General features: G+C 70.8%; 13 protein-coding genes. 11 read left to right on the top strand and 2 right to left on the bottom strand.

Features of this window, described 5'->3' with window-relative positions:
- Positions 1-34 precede the first annotated feature (34 nt).
- Positions 35-2,248 (bottom strand): serine/threonine-protein kinase, encoded by a 2,214-nt coding sequence (locus D7X74_RS06425; RefSeq protein ID WP_120532030.1) that lies wholly within the window; start codon positions 2,246-2,248, stop codon positions 35-37.
- 52 nt (positions 2,249-2,300) lie between these two features.
- Here D7X74_RS06425 and D7X74_RS06420 point away from each other — a divergent pair, with 52 nt between their 5' ends.
- Positions 2,301-3,206: a hypothetical protein gene (locus tag D7X74_RS06420; RefSeq protein ID WP_120532029.1), complete on the top strand. Its 906-nt coding sequence runs from the start codon at positions 2,301-2,303 to the stop codon at positions 3,204-3,206.
- 185 nt (positions 3,207-3,391) lie between these two features.
- Positions 3,392-5,200, top strand: coding sequence for an acyl-CoA dehydrogenase family protein (locus D7X74_RS06415; RefSeq protein ID WP_120532028.1), 1,809 nt, complete (start codon positions 3,392-3,394; stop codon positions 5,198-5,200).
- A gap of 27 nt (positions 5,201-5,227) precedes the next feature.
- Here D7X74_RS06415 and D7X74_RS06410 read toward each other — a convergent pair whose 3' ends face one another.
- On the bottom strand, positions 5,228-5,938 hold the full coding sequence (locus D7X74_RS06410) for a PilZ domain-containing protein (RefSeq protein ID WP_120532027.1): 711 nt from the start codon (positions 5,936-5,938) through the stop codon (positions 5,228-5,230).
- 236 nt (positions 5,939-6,174) lie between these two features.
- Here D7X74_RS06410 and mraZ point away from each other — a divergent pair, with 236 nt between their 5' ends.
- The 9 genes from mraZ (at position 6,175) to murD (ending at position 16,005) form a co-directional block, all read left to right on the top strand.
- Positions 6,175-6,627, top strand: coding sequence for a division/cell wall cluster transcriptional repressor MraZ (gene mraZ / locus D7X74_RS06405; protein WP_120532026.1), 453 nt, complete (start codon positions 6,175-6,177; stop codon positions 6,625-6,627).
- A gap of 61 nt (positions 6,628-6,688) precedes the next feature.
- Complete coding sequence (locus D7X74_RS06400) at positions 6,689-7,072, top strand: STAS domain-containing protein (protein ID WP_120532025.1); 384 nt, start codon at positions 6,689-6,691, stop codon at positions 7,070-7,072.
- Between the two features lie 7 nt (positions 7,073-7,079).
- On the top strand, positions 7,080-7,994 hold the full coding sequence (gene rsmH, locus D7X74_RS06395) for a 16S rRNA (cytosine(1402)-N(4))-methyltransferase RsmH (protein WP_120532044.1): 915 nt from the start codon (positions 7,080-7,082) through the stop codon (positions 7,992-7,994).
- Positions 7,991-8,383 carry a cell division protein FtsL gene (ftsL, locus tag D7X74_RS06390; RefSeq protein WP_120532024.1) on the top strand — a complete coding sequence of 131 codons (393 nt, stop codon included), beginning with the start codon at positions 7,991-7,993 and terminating at the stop codon, positions 8,381-8,383. Before rsmH ends, ftsL begins: the two co-directional genes overlap by 4 nt.
- Positions 8,380-10,401, top strand: coding sequence for a penicillin-binding protein (locus tag D7X74_RS06385; RefSeq protein ID WP_120532023.1), 2,022 nt, complete (start codon positions 8,380-8,382; stop codon positions 10,399-10,401). Before ftsL ends, D7X74_RS06385 begins: the two co-directional genes overlap by 4 nt.
- 51 nt (positions 10,402-10,452) lie before the next feature.
- The gene (locus tag D7X74_RS06380) at positions 10,453-11,991 is read left to right on the top strand and encodes a UDP-N-acetylmuramoyl-L-alanyl-D-glutamate--2,6-diaminopimelate ligase (protein ID WP_120532022.1); all 1,539 of its coding nucleotides are present in this window, start codon (positions 10,453-10,455) and stop codon (positions 11,989-11,991) included.
- Between the two features lie 30 nt (positions 11,992-12,021).
- Positions 12,022-13,422: a UDP-N-acetylmuramoyl-tripeptide--D-alanyl-D-alanine ligase gene (gene murF / locus D7X74_RS06375; RefSeq protein ID WP_120532021.1), complete on the top strand. Its 1,401-nt coding sequence runs from the start codon at positions 12,022-12,024 to the stop codon at positions 13,420-13,422.
- Positions 13,423-14,601: a phospho-N-acetylmuramoyl-pentapeptide-transferase gene (mraY, locus tag D7X74_RS06370; RefSeq protein ID WP_120532020.1), complete on the top strand. Its 1,179-nt coding sequence runs from the start codon at positions 13,423-13,425 to the stop codon at positions 14,599-14,601.
- 24 nt (positions 14,602-14,625) lie between these two features.
- Positions 14,626-16,005: a UDP-N-acetylmuramoyl-L-alanine--D-glutamate ligase gene (gene murD / locus D7X74_RS06365; protein WP_120532019.1), complete on the top strand. Its 1,380-nt coding sequence runs from the start codon at positions 14,626-14,628 to the stop codon at positions 16,003-16,005.
- Position 16,006 lies beyond the last annotated feature (1 nt).

Below are 16,006 nucleotides of genomic sequence, written 5' to 3'. Positions count from 1 at the left end.
AGGTCGCTTGCGCCCTGTAGCGGCCCGTGGCGCGCTACTGGTGCAGCGGCGCCACCGGCGTGACCTCCAGCGTGAGGCCGCCGGTGTTGTCGTCCGGGTCGTCGTCAGGGAACGCGAGCCGCAGCCAGCGCGCGCCCCGAATCACCGTGGGCCGGTTGACCTCCAGCACCTCCAGCGTGCCGGGCGCGGTGAGCGGGGAGTCCCCCTCGCCGTGCAGCGCGAGCACCTGATCCACCGCGCCGCCGCTGAAGCCCCGCGTGCGCGCCGGATCCGCGGCGGCCCGCACGACGACGCGGTAGGTGGTGGAGGCATCCAGCTCCCGCAGCGTGAAGCCTTCGTGGGGCGGGAGCGAGACAGCGTGGCGACGCGCGTCCAGCAGCAGGGTGGTGATGGCGCCGCTGGCCTGCTCGCGCACGTGCACCTGGAGGGCGCCGCGGTTGTCGTAGGCGCGCCCGTCCCACAGGAACACGTAGAGGACGGAGGCGTTCTGCACCAGCACCTCGTCCGTGCCCACCACGCCGAAGCTGTCGCGCGCGGGCAGGGCCGCGCCTCCTTCCAGGAAGTACGCCGCCTGGGTCACCGGCATCGGTCCCCCCAGCGACACGTGCCCGTTGGCGCGCAGGCCGTACGTGCGGGAGGGATCCAACCGCATGCGCGCCGCGGCGGACGGGGGCACGCGGAAGGCATGCGCGTCCGCGCTGAGCATGAAGGGCCCGCCGGAGCGATAGAGGGCGTCGGGGGACTCGAGGCGGGTGAGGGCTCGCGCCGCCGCCGGGCGCTTCGGCGTCAGGCGGGCATGGACCGCGAGCGTGGTGCCGCGCTCGGCCTTCACGCGCTGGTTCCAGGGCACCATGCCCGGCAGCGACACCTCCAGCATGTGTTCGGTGTCCGCCTGGAGCTGGGTGACGAGCGTGGGCGTCGTCTCCTTCAGCTCCCGGCCGTCCACGCGGATGGTGGCGCCCGCGGGCGAGGAGCTGAGCTCCACCGCGAAGGAGTTCGTGCCTCCCACGAGCAGGCCCATCCACATGGCCAGCAGCGCGGCCACCACCGGAGCGCCGCGCAGCGCCCAGCCTCGCAGCGTGCGGGGCCACGCGGGTTGCAGGGGCGACGACGGGGCCTGTGTGGGCAACGGCTGCGGCGGCAGGGGCTGCGTGATGACGTCGCCCCGGGGCTCTCCGTGCGGCACCGGCGTGGGGTGTCGGGGCGAGTCCGGCGGCGTCTGCACCGGGGGCGGCTCCGCCACGCCGCTCCAGCGGCCCACCTTGGCGATGAACTCCCGGGGCAGCTGCACGGGCCGGCCGGCGTCCACCAGCTCCGGCTCGAAGAGGTAGCCCATGAAGTGGCCCAGCTCGCTCTGGGACACGTCCGGCGCGGTGACGTGGAGCTGCCGCGCCAGGGCCTCCGCGAAGGCCTGCGCGGTGGGGTAGCGCTGCTCCGGGCTGGTGGCCATCGCGGTGAGCAGGATGCGCTCCAGCGCGGCGGGGATGCCCGGCGTCCACTCGCGCGGACGGGGGAAGTCACCTTGCGAGATTTTTCGCAGCACGTCCGGCAGCGCGCCCTCGAAGGGCCGGCGCCCGCAGAGCATCTCGTAGAGGACCGTGCCGGCGGCGAACACGTCGGTGCGCGCGTCCAGCGGCTGGCCCCGGGCCTGCTCCGGCGCGAAGTAGACGTACTTGCCCTTGGCCGCGTCGTTCTTCGTCTCGCTGCGTCCGGCGAGCCGGGCCCGGGCGATGCCGAAGTCCACCAGCTTCACCTGCCCCTCGTAGGACAGGAGCACGTTCTGCGGGCTGACGTCGCGGTGGACGATGTGCAGCGGCCGGCCGTTGTCGTCCAGCCGCGTGTGCGCGTACGCAAGGCCGCGCAGCATGTCGATGGCGACGAGCACCGCCAACGGCGGCGGCAGCGCGGTAAGGCCCTTGTCCCGGGCCCGGCGCATCACGTGCGAGAGCGGATGGCCGTCCACCCACTCCATCGCGAGGAAGTACTCGCCCTCCACCTCGCCGAAGTCGAAGATCTGCGCGATGTTGCCGTGCGACAACCCCAGCGCGATGCGCGCCTCGTTGATGAACATCGACACGAACGCGCTGTCGTCCGCGTAGCCGGGAAGGATCTTCTTGATGACCACCGGCTTCGTGATGCCCGCCACCGCCGTCATCCGGGCGCGGTAGATCTCCGCCATGCCGCCCGTCGCGATGCGCTCGAGCAACTTGTACTTTCCGAACTGGAGGCCCGCGGAAGGCTGCGGCACGTTCGAATCGGCTCCTGCTGGGAGTCCACCGGGAAAATCGCGAGAAGCTATCATGAGCCCATTCAGCCGCCCGGAGTGGAACTTTCCGCTGCGCTCGCCAGCCTCCTCTCAACGCGTCATCTGGTTGCTGCTCATCCTTTGTGGCCTGGCGCTGGGCGCCTGCCGCGATACGCCGCCGGCCCCGTCGCCGGCTCCCGTGCCTCCCCCTCCTCCTGGAGAGGCCGCCCGCCCGGTGGCGTCCCCCGTGGCGCCCAGGGATGCGGGGACGTGGGCGGACGCGGTCATCGCGCCCGTGTCCGCGCCGGTCTTCGGGGAGCCCCTGCCTGAAGACGTCCTCCGGCTGGAAATGTCGGGAGACGCGGTGCGACTGGGCGCGGAATCCTTCGTTCCCGCCAGTGAAGTGGACGCCGCGCGGCTGGCGCAACGCGTGGGCGGCAAGGGCGTGCTGCTCGTCATCGGCGACGCCGACACGTTCCTCGCGCAGGTGTCCGAACTCCTGGCGGTGCTCCAGACCAAGGCCGCCTCCGTGTGGCTCCAGCACCCGGACGCGCCGGTGGCCTACCGCGTGGTGCTGCGCGACGAGGACGGCTTCCGGGCGTGGCTCCAGGAGGTGGCGCCCGGGAAGCTGCGCATCATCCAGCGCGCGGACGGCTTCGAATTGACGACGAGCGTGGGCAAGCTGCCGGGGCCGGACCGCAACGGCCCCACGGTGCCGGTGCGCGGCGGGCGTCAGGACATCGCCACGCTCCGTCGGGAGCTTGCCCGGCTCAAGGGGCGCTTCACCACGTCGGACGACCTGTGCCTCGTGCCCTCCTTCGGCACGGAGGTGGCGCAGGTGGCGCGGGCGCTCGGGGGCACGTACGTCGCGCCGGAGGAGCCCCTCTTCGACACGCTCTGCCTCGTCTATCCGCTGCCCCGGCCATCACCCGCGGGCGCGCGGGACGCGGGTTCCCCGTAATCACGGACAGCGAAGCCTCCCGCCCACCGGCCGGGCGCGCGCGGATGGGGGCGGGGGAAGGAAGCGCATCCGCTTGAGGTGTCGCGCCCGTGTCGCTACTACCCCCGGCGTGTCGCGCGCTCTACAGTGCCGCGCCTTGGTTTTTCGCTGGATACGGAGGGCGCTGTCCCTCCCGGAGGTCGTAGATGGTCGCCGCAACCGAGCCCGCTGCCCGTCCCCAGGATGTTCTCGCTGGTGGGACGTTCCTCTTCCAGGAGGTGGGCGCCACCCGCATCCTCACGCCGGAGGGTTTCTCCGAGGAGCAGCGACTCTTCTTCAAGACGGCGCTCCAGTTCTGCCGCGAGCAGGTGCTGCCGCAGGCCGCGCGCATCGAGGGCAAGGACAACGCGCTCCTGCGCGACCTGCTGCGCCGCGCGGGTGAGCTGGGCCTGTTGAGCGTGGACATCGCGGAGACCTACGGCGGCACCGGGCTGGACAAGACGACGTCGCTCTTGCTCGCGGAGGCGATGAGCCTCTTGGGCTCCTGGTCGGTGACGTCCAGCGCGCACACCGGCATCGGCACGCTGCCCATCGTCTGGTTCGGCAACGAGGCCCAGAAGGCGAAGTACCTGCCGAAGCTCGCCACGGGTGAGTGGGTGGCGGCCTACGCGCTGACGGAGCAGGGCAGCGGCAGCGACGCGCGCGGGGCGAAGACGAAGGCGGTGCGCACGGCGGACGGCCAGCACTACGTGCTCAACGGCTCCAAGCTGTACATCACCAACGCGGCCTTCGCGGACGTGTTCGTCGTCTTCGCGCAGGTGGACGGCGACAAGTTCACCGGCTTCATCGTGGAGAAGGACACCCCCGGCCTCACCGTGGGCCCCGAAGAGCACAAGATGGGCATTCGCGGCTCGTCCACCTGTCCGCTCTATTTCGAGGACGCGAAGGTGCCCGCGGAGAACCTGCTGGGAGAGCTGGGCAAGGGCCACCGCATCGCCTTCAACATCCTCAACTACGGCCGCCTCAAGCTGGGCGCGGGCGTCATCGGCAGCATGAAGCTGCAGCTGCAGAACGCGCTCAAGTTCGCGCAGGAGCGCAAGCAGTTCAAGGCGCCCATCGCCACGTTCCCGCTCATCCGCGAGAAGCTGGCGCGCATGGCGACGCTCGTCTACGCGGTGGAGAGCATGACGTACCGCACCGCGGGGCTCGTGGACGGACGGCTCGCCGCGAAGGAGCGCTCGGACGCGGACTACGACGCGCACGTCATCGCCGCGATGGAGGAGTTCGCCACGGAGGCCTCCATCATGAAGGTCTTCGGTTCGGAGGCCCTGAACTTCCTGGTGGATGACGCGGTGCAGGTGCACGGCGGCGCGGGCTACATCGAGGAGTACCCGGTGGAGCGCGCCTACCGCGACGCGCGCATCAACCGCATCTTCGAGGGCACCAATGAGATCAACCGCATGCTCATCACCGGCATGCTGCTCAAGCGCGCGGTGAAGGGCGACCTGCCGCTGTTCGCCCAGGCCCGCTCCGTGTCGGAGGAGCTGAACCGGGGCGAGCGTCCCCGCGCGGGCCGTCAGGACGCGCTGGCCAACGAAGAGGTCGCCGCCGAGTGCGCCAAGCACCTGGCCATCCACGGCATGCGCCTGGCCGCGGAGACGTTCGGCACGGAGCTGGACAAGCACCAGGAGGTCATGGCCGCGCTGGCGGACGTGGTGATGGACGCCTACGCGCTGGACTCCATGGTGACGCGCACCCGGCAGTCCGCCGCCAGCGGCGTGCAGGATCCGCTGCGCGTGGCGCTGGTGAAGCTGTACGCGATGGAGTCCACCACGCGCGCCTTCGAGCGCACCCGCCGCGCGCTGTGCGCCACGCTCAAGGGCGACGTGCTCGCGCTGGAGCTCAAGCGGCTCTCCGCCCTGGACGCCTTCACGGCGTACGACCCGGCGGAGCTGCGCGAGACCATCGTCGCGGGCCTGGAAGACGCGGGCGGCTACCCCTACAACCCGCTGTAGTCCCTGCTGGAAGCGGATGCCCTGTGTTCAGGGCATCCGCGACACGGCATCCAGCCCGAAGCTGACCCGCGCCCGCCAGGGGCCGGGCGGCAGGTGCTCCAGCGCCATCAGCGCTTCCAGCCGCTGGAGCATGTCCGGCCGCAGCCGGCCGAACGTCGCGCCGAAGCCCGGGGTGACGGCCTCCGTCGTCCCCTTGCGCGGCAGCGATGACGTCCAAGCCACCTCTCCGTGCAGGAGCAGGGGGCCCTCCTTCATGTCCATCTCCAGGAGGAAGGGCGCGCCCACCTGGACCTCGCGGGGCAGGGCAGGGGCCTCCACCTCCAGGCCCACGCCTCCGCGCGAGATGTCCCGCACGAAGTAGTTCGGGGCCCGGGGGTCGCCTTCCTTCGCGCGCACGTGCAGCGGCAGGCGCGGGAAGCGGCGCAGGCCGTTCTGCTCCTCCTGGGCGAAGATGTGCTGGAGCACCGCGTCCAGGCCGCTGCGATCCTCCGAGCCGTCGTAGCGGATGGTGAGCTGGAAGCGCTCGCCGGGGCGGGGCTCCACCTTGACGACCTCGCCCAGCACCTCCACCGGACGGGGCATGCCGCCCGCGTGCAGTTCAAAGGTGAAGCGCGTGCCCAGGGGCAGCGCCTTGCGCGTCTCCAGGGTGACGCCTCCCAGGCCCACGCTGCGGGTGTACTCGCCGACCAGCGACTGCGGCGTCTTGTAGGCCACCTTCAGTCGAACGTTCGTGCTCACGCGGCCACCACTCTCAGCCTGGGAGCGGAAAAACTCAAGTTTGCCCCACCTCCAGGGGTAGGCCGCCCCGCATGTGCCCTCCGGGATGTCCGGCGGCGGGCGCGCGGTGTTCCAACCTGTTGCGGTTTCTTGACCCCCCTGGGGGGGGCGCGTATGTATGCCGGCCGCAGAGGGGTAAGAAGTGGGAAGGAGTGGTGGTCCGACCCGTGCTGGGCTGAAAAGGTGGATCGTCCCGCGTGTTCCGAGGCGTCTATGAGCACCAGATCGACGCGAAGGGGCGCACCAGCCTCCCGGCGAAGCTCCGGGAGACGTTGGTGGGCGCCTACGACGAGCGGCTCATCGTCACCACGGCCCTGGACCCCTGCCTCCACGCCTACCCGGTGCGGGAGTGGGAGGCGTTGGAGACCGCGCTCGCCCGGCGCAACCCCATGGAGCCGGGGGTCAAGACGTTGATGCGGCTGTACGTGGCCAGCGCGCAGGAGTGCCCGTTGGACAAGCTGGGCCGGCTGCTCATCCCGCCGTCGCTCAGGACGTACGCGAAGCTGGAGAAGGACGTGGTGTGGGCGGGGATGGTGAAGGTGATCGAACTTTGGAGCCTGGACGGTTGGGCGAAGGCGCAGGCGGATGCGCGCCAGGAAGCCACCTCCCAGGACGTGTTGAGGGTGCTGGGCGAACTGCGCCAGCCGTAGCCAGGAAGTCGACAGCAGCCGGTAGTTCTCGCCAAGTAGTCCTCCGGAAGGATGGCAGCGCATGGACCAGGTGCAGGAGGTTCGACGGAACAGGGCGGCGCTGGCCGCCTCCGAGCGCGTGGAGACCCTCATGCTCGAGGGTGAGCTGGGCGAGGAGGAACTCACCCAGCTGTGCGAGGACCTGATGCACAAGCTGCACCGGGGCATCCGCCAGGTGGTGGTGGACTTCGCGGACGTGTCGCACCTGAACTACCGGGGCGTGCGTCCGCTGATGGCCCGCACGGAGGCGTTCCGCCGCGCCGGTGGGGACGTGAAGCTGTCCGGGCTGTCGCCGTACCTGGCCGCCATCTTCCGCGCGGCCGGCGCCCACGACACCTTCGAGCTGTACCCGCACATGAACGATGCCCGGGCCGCCTTCTCGCTCGCGCGCGCTCCCTTCGTCTGAGCACCCCCTGACCCCCGTGGACTTCCACCACCAGACCGTCCTGCTCCACGAGACGGTGGACGTCCTGCTCCCGAAAGAGGGCAAGGTCATCCTCGACGGCACCCTCGGGGGCGGCGGCCACACCGAAGCGCTCCTCGCCCGGGGCGCCACGGTGGTGGGCGTGGACCGGGACCCCGTGGCGCTCGCGGCGGCCACCGCCCGCATGGGCGGCAACGCGCGCTTCCAGGCCCGGCAGGGCAACTTCGCGGAGCTGTCGAGCGTCGCGCAGGACCTGCTGCCCGTGGATGGCGTGCTGGTGGACCTGGGCGTGTCCTCGCCCCAGCTGGACGTGGCCGAGCGCGGCTTCTCCTTCATGAAGGACGGCCCGCTGGACATGCGCATGGGCGACACCGGCCCCACCGCCGCGGAGCTCATCGCCATCACCGACGAGCGCGACCTGGCGCAGATCCTCCGCGACTACGGGGAAGAGCCCTTCGCGCGGCCCATCGCCCGGGAGCTCAAGCGCGCGCTGCCCCAGCGCACGCTGGAGGCCGCGGAGGTGGTGAAGCGCGCGGTGCCCCGCAAGGCGTGGCCCGACCGCATCCACGTGGCCACCCGCACGTTCCAGGCGCTGCGCATGGCGGTGAACGGGGAGCTGGAGGCGCTGGACGCGCTCCTGGCGTCCCTGCCGTCGCTGCTCAAGGTGGGCGGCCGCGCGGCGGTCATCTCCTTCCACTCCCTGGAGGACCGCAAGGTGAAGGAAGCCTTCAAGGCCCTGGTGGGAGGGTGCACGTGTCCGCCGGGCTTCCCGGTGTGCGTGTGCAACAGCCAGGGCAACTTCGCCCTCGTGTCCAAGAAGGCCGTCGCGGCTTCCGACGCGGAAGTCGAGGCCAACCCCCGCTCTCGTAGCGCGCACCTGCGCGCGGTGGAGAAAGTCCGATGAGCAAGGCCCTCTCGCGCAACACCGTGTCCGTGGCGGGCGTGCTGATGCACCTGTTGCCCGCGGTGTTCCTCTTCACGCTGTTCGCCGCCGTGGGCATCCTCCACGTCACCAGCCGCGTGCTGGTGGTGGACATGGGCTACCGGCTGTCCAACGCGGAGGGCGAAAGCCGCTCGCTGACCCGGGAGAACGACCGGCTCAAGCTGGAGCTGGCCACGCTCAAGGCGCCGGGCCGCCTGGAGCGCGTGGCGCGCGAGCAGCTGGGCATGGCGATGCCCCGCGGCGGCGCGGTGGTCTCCGTGGGCGATGACCGCGTGAAGGACTCGCGCACCGCGCAGGCCCGTTCGTCGGCGCCGGCCGTGCGCGTGGCGGAGCGGGGTGCGCAGCGGTGAGGGACTTCAAGAGCGCGCGGGCACCCGAATCCAACGCGAAGTGGCTCAAGCTGCGGGTCCAGCTGCTGTTCGGGCTGTTCCTCGTGCTCTTGGGCACCGCGTTCGCCCGCGCGGTCTACCTCCAGGTCTTCCAGCAGGAGAAGCTGCGCGGCCTGGCGCAGGACCAGTACGTCCGGCAGATCGACATCCCGGCCCGCCGGGGCGACATCTTCGACCGTCGCGGCACGCCCCTGGCCCAGAGCGTGGAGGTGGACTCCATCTGGGTGGACCCGTCCATGCTCCCCGACGTGCGGCAGGCGGCGCGGCTGCTCGCGAAGGCCGTGCACCTGGACCCCAACGACGTCGCCTCGCGCATCAGCCGCGCCCGGCGCTTCGCGTGGGTGAAGCGTCAGGCGAAGCCGCAGGAGGTGGAGGCGGTGAAGGCGCTGGGGCTTCCGGGCCTGGGCTTCACCAAGGAGCCCAAGCGCTTCTACCCGCAGCGCGAGCTGGGCGCGCACATCGTCGGCATGGTGGGCACCGACGGCCACGGCCTGGAAGGCCTGGAGCTGGCGTTCGAGGACGAGCTGTCCGGCCAGAACGCGCGCACCTCCGGCTTCCGCGACGCCAAGGGCCGCAAGCTGATGGTGCAGGGCGCGTTGGATCCGCTGGAGCGCCAGGGCGCCGCGGTGACGCTGACGCTGGACCGCCACCTCCAGTACGTCGCGGAGAAGGCGCTCGCGAAGGCGGTGGATGACTCCAAGGCCATCGCCGGCATGGCGGTGGTGTTGGACCCGCGCACCGGGGAGCTGCTGGCGCTGGCCAACAACCCGCGCTTCAACCCCAACACGCCGGAGGACGGCGTGAAGAACGCCATCCGCAACCGCGCCGCGCTGGACGCCTTCGAACCCGGCTCCACGATGAAGGCCTTCGTGGTGGCCGCCGCGCTGGAAGAGAAGGTCATCACCCCGGAGACGCTGACCTTCTGTGAGAACGGCGCCTTCCGCATTGGCCGCCACACCATCAACGACACCCACCCGCACGGGTGGCTGACGCCGCAGGGCATCCTCCAGGTGTCCTCCAACATCGGCGCCGCGAAGGTCGCCGACGCCCTGGGCCGCGAGAAGATGGTCGCCGCCTACCACGCGTTCGGCTTCGCGGAGCGCACGGGCCTGGCGCTGACCGGGGAGAGCCGGGGCGTCATCCCGTTTCCGAAATCGGACATCTCCCTGGCCACCCAATCCTTCGGCCAGGGAATGACTTCCACCGCCGTGCAGCTGGCGGCGGCGTACGGGGCGCTGGCCAACGACGGCGTGCTGATGCGCCCGTACCTGGTTTCCCGGGTGGTGGACCCGGACGGCGTGGTGCTGCTGGAGAACCAGCCCACGGAGCTGCGCCGGGTCGTTTCCCAGAGGGTGGCGCGGCAGGTCGTGGGCATGCTTGAGAGCGTGATGGTCAAGGGAGGAACCGCTCCCAAGGGCGCCATGGACGACTACCGCGTGGCCGGAAAGACGGGCACCGCCCAGAAGGCGGACCCCGTCGCGCGTGGATATTCCGACAAACGCATCGCGTCTTTTGCGGGCATGGTGCCGGCCGAGGCCCCGCGCGCGGTGATTCTCGTGGTAGTGGACGAACCGAAGACGGACGTATACGGGGGGAACGTGGCTGCCCCCGCCTTCAAGGAAATCGCTACCGCCGCCATGGCCCACCTGGCCGTGCCCCCGTCTCGTACGGTGGCACCCGCCGAGGTGGCCGCGGCCGCCGCGCCTCCGGTGCCCCCTCCGGCATCGAAGGCACTGGCGAAGGCCGTCCCGGTACGGGCCGTCCTGGCGGAAGCGGTGACCGAGACCCCGGAGCCCGGCACGGTGCGTGTGCCGGACGTCCAGGGTCAGGCGGGACGCGAAGCCGTGGTGAAGTTGCTTGCCGCGGCGTTGGAGCCACAGCTGCAAGGCAGTGGACGAGTGGTGTCTCAGACCCCCCCCGCCGGTGCGCTGGTGGAGAAGGGGGCCCGGGTGACGCTGGAACTGGCGACGCGGCAATGAGGCCGTGTCCTTTCCAGGCCCCGCATCAGCAATGCGTGTGAAGGGGAAGAGATGAAGCTGACGGATGTCCTCGCAGGGTGTGGAGCCGAGCAGACCTCGGGCGGCCGTTCCGCGGTTGACGTCACGGGAGTGACGCAGGATTCGCGGCGCGTGAAGCCGGGGGACCTCTTCATCGCCGTGCCCGGCCTGAAGGAAGACGGGGCCCAGTTCATTGGTGAAGCCGTGTCACGCGGCGCCGTGGCGGTGGTGTCCGAGAAGCAGGGGCAGTCCTCGCAGGTGCCGTTCTTCAAGGTGAGCAGCGCGCGCAAGGCGCTGGCCCTCATCGCGGCGAACTTCTACGGCCGCCCCGCCGACAAGCTGACGCTCCTGGGCGTCACCGGGACGAACGGGAAGACGACGACGACGTACCTCCTGGAGGCCATCCTCGCGACGGCCGCCATGTACTCCGGCTCTCCGGCCCCGGGCGTCATCGGGACGCTGGGCTACAAGTTCGGCGGCAAGACGACGGAGCTGGCCAACACCACGCCGGACCCGTTGGAGCTGCACCGCATCTTCCGCGAGATGGTGGATGCCGGCGTGGAGACCGTGGTGATGGAGGTGTCCAGCCACGCGCTCGCGCAGGAGCGCGTGCACGGGCTCACCTTCAAGGCCGTGGGCTTCAGCAACCTGTCGCGCGACCACCTGGACTACCACAAGGACCTGGAGGAGTACTTCCAGGTGAAGCGCAAGCTCTTCGCGGAGAACCTGGCCGCCACGGGCACCGCGGTGGTCAACGGCGACGACACCTTCGCCAGCCGCATCTACAACGAGCTGCGCGGCCAGAAGCGCATGGCGTGGAAGTTCAGCCGCCTGGGGCCCGGTGAAATCTCCGCCTCGGACGCGACCTTCTCGCTCAAGGGCATCGAGGCCACCGTGAAGACGCCCGCGGGCGACATCAAGGTGAAGAGCAAGCTGCTCGGGCCCCACAACCTGGAGAACATCCTCCTGGCGGCGGGCATCGCGCTGGGCGCGGGCATCTCGCGCGCGGACGTGAAGAGCGGCATCGAGCTGGTCTCCAAGGTGTCCGGCCGCATGGACCGCGCGGAGAACCACCGGGGCGGTCCCGCTCCGGCCGTGCTGGTGGACTACGCGCACACGGATGACGCGCTCAAGCGCTCCATCGAAGCGGCGCGCACGCTGGCCAAGGGCCGCGTCATCGTCGTCTTCGGCTGCGGTGGCGACCGCGACAAGGGCAAGCGCCCGCTGATGGGCACGGTGGCCGCGGAGGGCGCCGACCTGGTGATGGTGACCAGCGACAACCCCCGCACGGAGGACCCGGAGGCCATCATCTCCGAGGTGACTCCGGGCCTGGAGAAAGGCGGCCTGCGCCGCATCTCCGCGGGCAAGGCGAAGGTCGGGGAGAAGGGCTACCTCGTGGACGCGGACCGCCGCGCCGCCATCGAGCAGGCCATCAACCTGGCCAAGGACGACGACGTCGTCCTCATCGCCGGCAAGGGCCATGAGACCTACCAGACGGTGGGCTCCGAGAAGCACGCCTTCGACGACCGCGAGGTCGCCGCGAAGGCGCTGGCCAACCGCATCCCGGGCTGACCTCCACCAGGCCGAACGCCACCCCCCTTCATGGCCGCTCGATTCTCCGACGATGAGGTGGTGCAGGCGACCGGGGCGACCCGCCGCGGGGACGCTGTTCCTGCGGGGTTTCCCGACGTCCGCACCGACACGCGGTCGCTCACCCCGGGGTGCCTGTTCGTGGCGCTCCAGGGCGAGCGTTTCGACGCCCACGACTTCGTGGACGGCGCCATGCGCGCCGGGGCCGCGGGGGCGGTGGTGAAGAAGGGCAGGGCGCTTCCAGCCCTGCCCGCCCACTTCCCGCTGTACGAAGTGGAGGACACCCTGGCCGCGCTCGGCGGCCTGGGCGCGCTGCACCGCCGCCGCTTCCGCATCCCGGTGGCGGCGGTGGGGGGCTCCAACGGGAAGACGACCACCAAGGAGATGGTGGGCGCCATCCTGGCCACGCGAGGCCCGGCGCTGAAGACGGAGGGCAACTTCAACAACGAGATTGGCGTCCCGCTGACGCTCTTCCGGCTGGAGCCGTCCCACGTGGCGGCGGTCATCGAAGTGGGGATGAACCAGCCGGGGGAGATCGAGCGGCTGACGCGCCGGGTGCAGCCCGACGCGGGCGTCATCACCGTCGTCCAACCGGAGCACCTGGAAGGGCTGGGCAGCCTCCAGGGCGTGGCCGAGGCGGAGGGCGAGCTGTTCCGCGAGCTGCTTCCCCAGGCGACCGCGGTGGTGAACCTGGACGATGAGCACATCGTGCACCAGGCCGCGCGCAGTGGCGCGAAGCACCTGACGTTTGGCCGCGCGGAGGCCGCCGACGTGCGGCTCACAGGCATCCAGACGCTGGGCCGCGACGGCATGGTGGCCACGGTCCGCTACGCCCAGCAGGACTGGCCGGTGCGCCTGCACTTCGTGGGACCGCACAACGCGCAGAACGCGACGGCGGCGTTCGCGACGGCGCTGGCCCTGGGCTACTCCCCCGAGGAGTGCGTGCGGGGCCTGGAGTCAGCGCGGCCGTACGCGCGGCGGCTCAACATCCTGGACGGGCAGGCCGGCGTGACGGTGGTGGATGACTGCTACAACGCCAACCCCGCTTCGATGGAGGCGGCGCTCGTCACGCTGGGCACGCTGGTGCCCCAGGGGGGACGCGCGGTGGCGGTGCTGGGCGACATGCTGGAACTGGGCGCGGGCGAGGCGGAGGAGCATGCGAAGCTGGGCACGCTCGTCGCGAAGCACGCGTCGCTGGTGGCGTTCTTCGGGCCCCGGTCCGAGGACGGTCACCAGAGCGCGAAGCTGGGAGCATCCGCCGCGCACTTCACCGAAGTGGAGCCCCTGGTCGCGTGGTTGACGCCCCGGCTCAACCCCGGTGACGTGGTGCTGGTGAAGGCCAGTCGCGGCATGCGACTGGAGCGCGTGGTGGCCGCCCTGACGGGCACGGCCGCCCCCAAAGGGAGTCACTAAGTGCTGTACCTCCTGTACGAGCTCATCCAGAACACCGAGGCCGGGCGCGTCCTCAACTTCCTGCGCTACCCGACCTTCCGCATCATCGCCGCGGGCGTCTTCGCCCTGCTCCTGGGGATGCTCATCGGTCCGCGCCTCATCGCGCGGCTGCGCCTGAAGCAGCACGGGCAGAGCAACGTGCGCGAGGACACGCCGGACTCGCACCAGAAGAAGAAGGGCACGCCCACCATGGGTGGCGCGCTCATCCTCCTGTGCATCGCGGCGGGCACGCTCTTGTTCGCGGACCTGAAGAGCCGCGGCGTCTGGGTGATGATCCTCCTCACCTTCGGCTACGGCTTCATCGGCTTCCTGGACGACTGGCTCAAGCTGTCCAAGCGCAACTCCAAGGGCCTCGCCGGGCGCAAGAAGATGGTGCTGCAGACCGTCTTCTTCCTCATCGCCATCTTCGGCCTCATGTGCACGTGGACGAAGGCGGACGGCTCCTTCGGGCCCACGCTGCTCATCGACACGCGGCTGACCCTGCCGTTCGTGCCGTCGCATTGGTTCAACCCGGACCTGGGCTGGTTCTACGTCGTGTTCGCGTGGATCGTCATCGTGGGCACGTCCAACGCGGTGAACCTCACGGACGGCCTGGACGGCCTGGCCATCGTGCCGACCATCGTGTCGGCGGTGACCTTCTGCGTGCTCTGCTACGTGGCGGGCACCACGCTGCACATCGCGGACACGGAGACGGTGAACGGCGTCGCGCGCCTCACCGCCACGCCGCTGTACCGCTACCTGGGCATCCTCCAGGTGCCGGGCGGCGCGGAGCTGGCCGTGTTCTGCGCGAGCATCGTGGGCGCGGGCATCTCCTTCCTCTGGTTCAACACCTACCCGGCGTCCGTGTTCATGGGCGACATCGGCTCGCTCGCGCTGGGTGGCGCGCTGGGGGCGCTGGCGGTGTTCTCGAAGAACGAGGTGGTCTCCGCCATCATCCACGGCATCTTCTTCGCGGAAGCGCTGAGCGTGATGATCCAGGTGGCGTCGTTCAAGATGACGGGCCGCCGGGTGTTCAAGATGGCGCCGGTGCACCACCACTTCGAGCTCAAGGGCATGGCCGAGCCGAAGATCATCGTGCGTTTCTGGATTGTCGCCATCCTCTGTGGTGGCGTGGCCCTGCTGTCCCTGAAACTGCGCTAGTCCCCAAAGGGGTCGGTCCCGCCCATGAACGCTTCGCTGTCCGGTCGGAAGGTCGCGGTGTTCGGGCTGGCCAAGAGTGGCGTCGCGGCGCTGCGCCTGCTGCTCCAGCACGGCGCGAAGGTGACGGCGCTGGATGCCCGCTCCGCGGACGCTCTGGGCGACGTGGTGAAGGAGCTTCACGCGAAGGGCGTGACGCTCGTCACCGGCGCCACGCCGGAGGGCCTGCTCACCCGCCAGGACCTGGTGGTGGTGAGCCCGGGCGTGCCGCTGTCGCTGCCGGAGCTGGAGGCCGCGCGCACGTCGGGTGTCCCGGTGTGGGGTGAGGTCGAGCTGGCGGGGCGCGTCCTGGAGCAGGCCCGCGTCACGCGGCTGTTGGGCATCACCGGCACCAACGGAAAGAGCACCACCACGGCGCTCACCGGGGAGCTGTACGCCCGGGGCGGCCAGCGGACCTTCGTGGGGGGCAACCTGGGCCGTCCGCTGGCGGAGGCCGCCATGTCCCCCGGAGACTGGGACGCGCTGGTGGTGGAGCTGTCCAGCTTCCAGTTGGAGGGCATCCACGCGCTGCGCCCCTACGGCGCGGCCATCCTCAACCTCACGCCGGACCACCTGGACCGCTACGCGAACCAGGGCGAGTACGGGGCGGCGAAGGCGCGCATCTTCATGAACCAGCACGCCGGCAGCGACTTCGCGGTGGTGAACGCGGACGACGCGGCGGTGATGCAACTGGCGGCCTCCGCGCGCGTGCCGGTGTACGGCTTCAGCGTCACGGGCCGCCCTGCGGCGGACGCGCCCCGACTGGCGGGGCTCGCGGTGGCCCAGGAGGGCGGCTTCCGGCTGGAGTTCTCCGGCGAGGACTTCGTCCTGCGCAACCGCGCGCTCCGGGGCGCCCACAACGCGCAGAACGCGATGGCGGCCACGCTGCTCGCGCGGCTGGGCGGCGTGTCCCGGGACGCGGTGCAGGCGGGGCTGGATGGCTACCCGGGCCTGCCGCACCGGCTGGAGAGCGTGCGCGTACTGGACGGCGTGGAGTGGGTGAACGACTCCAAGGCCACCAACGTGGACTCGGTGCTGGTGGCGCTCAAGGCCTTCGCGGGCGGGGTGTGGCTCATCGCGGGCGGCAAGGGCAAGGGCGCTCCGTATGCGCCCATGGTGGAGGCGGGGCAGGGGAAGGTGAAGGGGGTGCTCACCATCGGCCAGGACGCGGACGCGCTCGCGCGGGCCTACGCCAACGAGGCCCCGGTGCACGCCTGCGGCACGCTGGACGCGGCGGTGGCCAAGGCGCGTGGGCTCGCGGTGGAGGGGGACACGGTCCTCCTGTCGCCAGCGTGCGCGTCGTACGACCAGTTCAAGAACTTCGAGGACCGGGGCGACACGTTCAAGCGCCTCGTCGGAGCGCTCTGAC

The sequence above is a fragment of the Corallococcus sp. CA047B genome (genome assembly GCF_003612065.1).
GTDB classification, from domain to species: Bacteria; Myxococcota; Myxococcia; order Myxococcales; family Myxococcaceae; genus Corallococcus; species Corallococcus praedator.
This window is presented reverse-complemented; position numbering and strand designations above follow the sequence as displayed.

Coding starts and splice junctions, on each gene's coding strand:
- D7X74_RS06420 (WP_120532029.1), top strand. CDS start 2,301: ATGAGCCCATTCAGCCGCCCGGAGTGGAACTTTCCGCTGCGCTCGCCA.
- D7X74_RS06415 (WP_120532028.1), top strand. CDS start 3,392: ATGGTCGCCGCAACCGAGCCCGCTGCCCGTCCCCAGGATGTTCTCGCT.
- D7X74_RS06400 (WP_120532025.1), top strand. CDS start 6,689: ATGGACCAGGTGCAGGAGGTTCGACGGAACAGGGCGGCGCTGGCCGCC.
- ftsL (WP_120532024.1), top strand. CDS start 7,991: ATGAGCAAGGCCCTCTCGCGCAACACCGTGTCCGTGGCGGGCGTGCTG.
- D7X74_RS06380 (WP_120532022.1), top strand. CDS start 10,453: ATGAAGCTGACGGATGTCCTCGCAGGGTGTGGAGCCGAGCAGACCTCG.
- murF (WP_120532021.1), top strand. CDS start 12,022: ATGGCCGCTCGATTCTCCGACGATGAGGTGGTGCAGGCGACCGGGGCG.
- murD (WP_120532019.1), top strand. CDS start 14,626: ATGAACGCTTCGCTGTCCGGTCGGAAGGTCGCGGTGTTCGGGCTGGCC.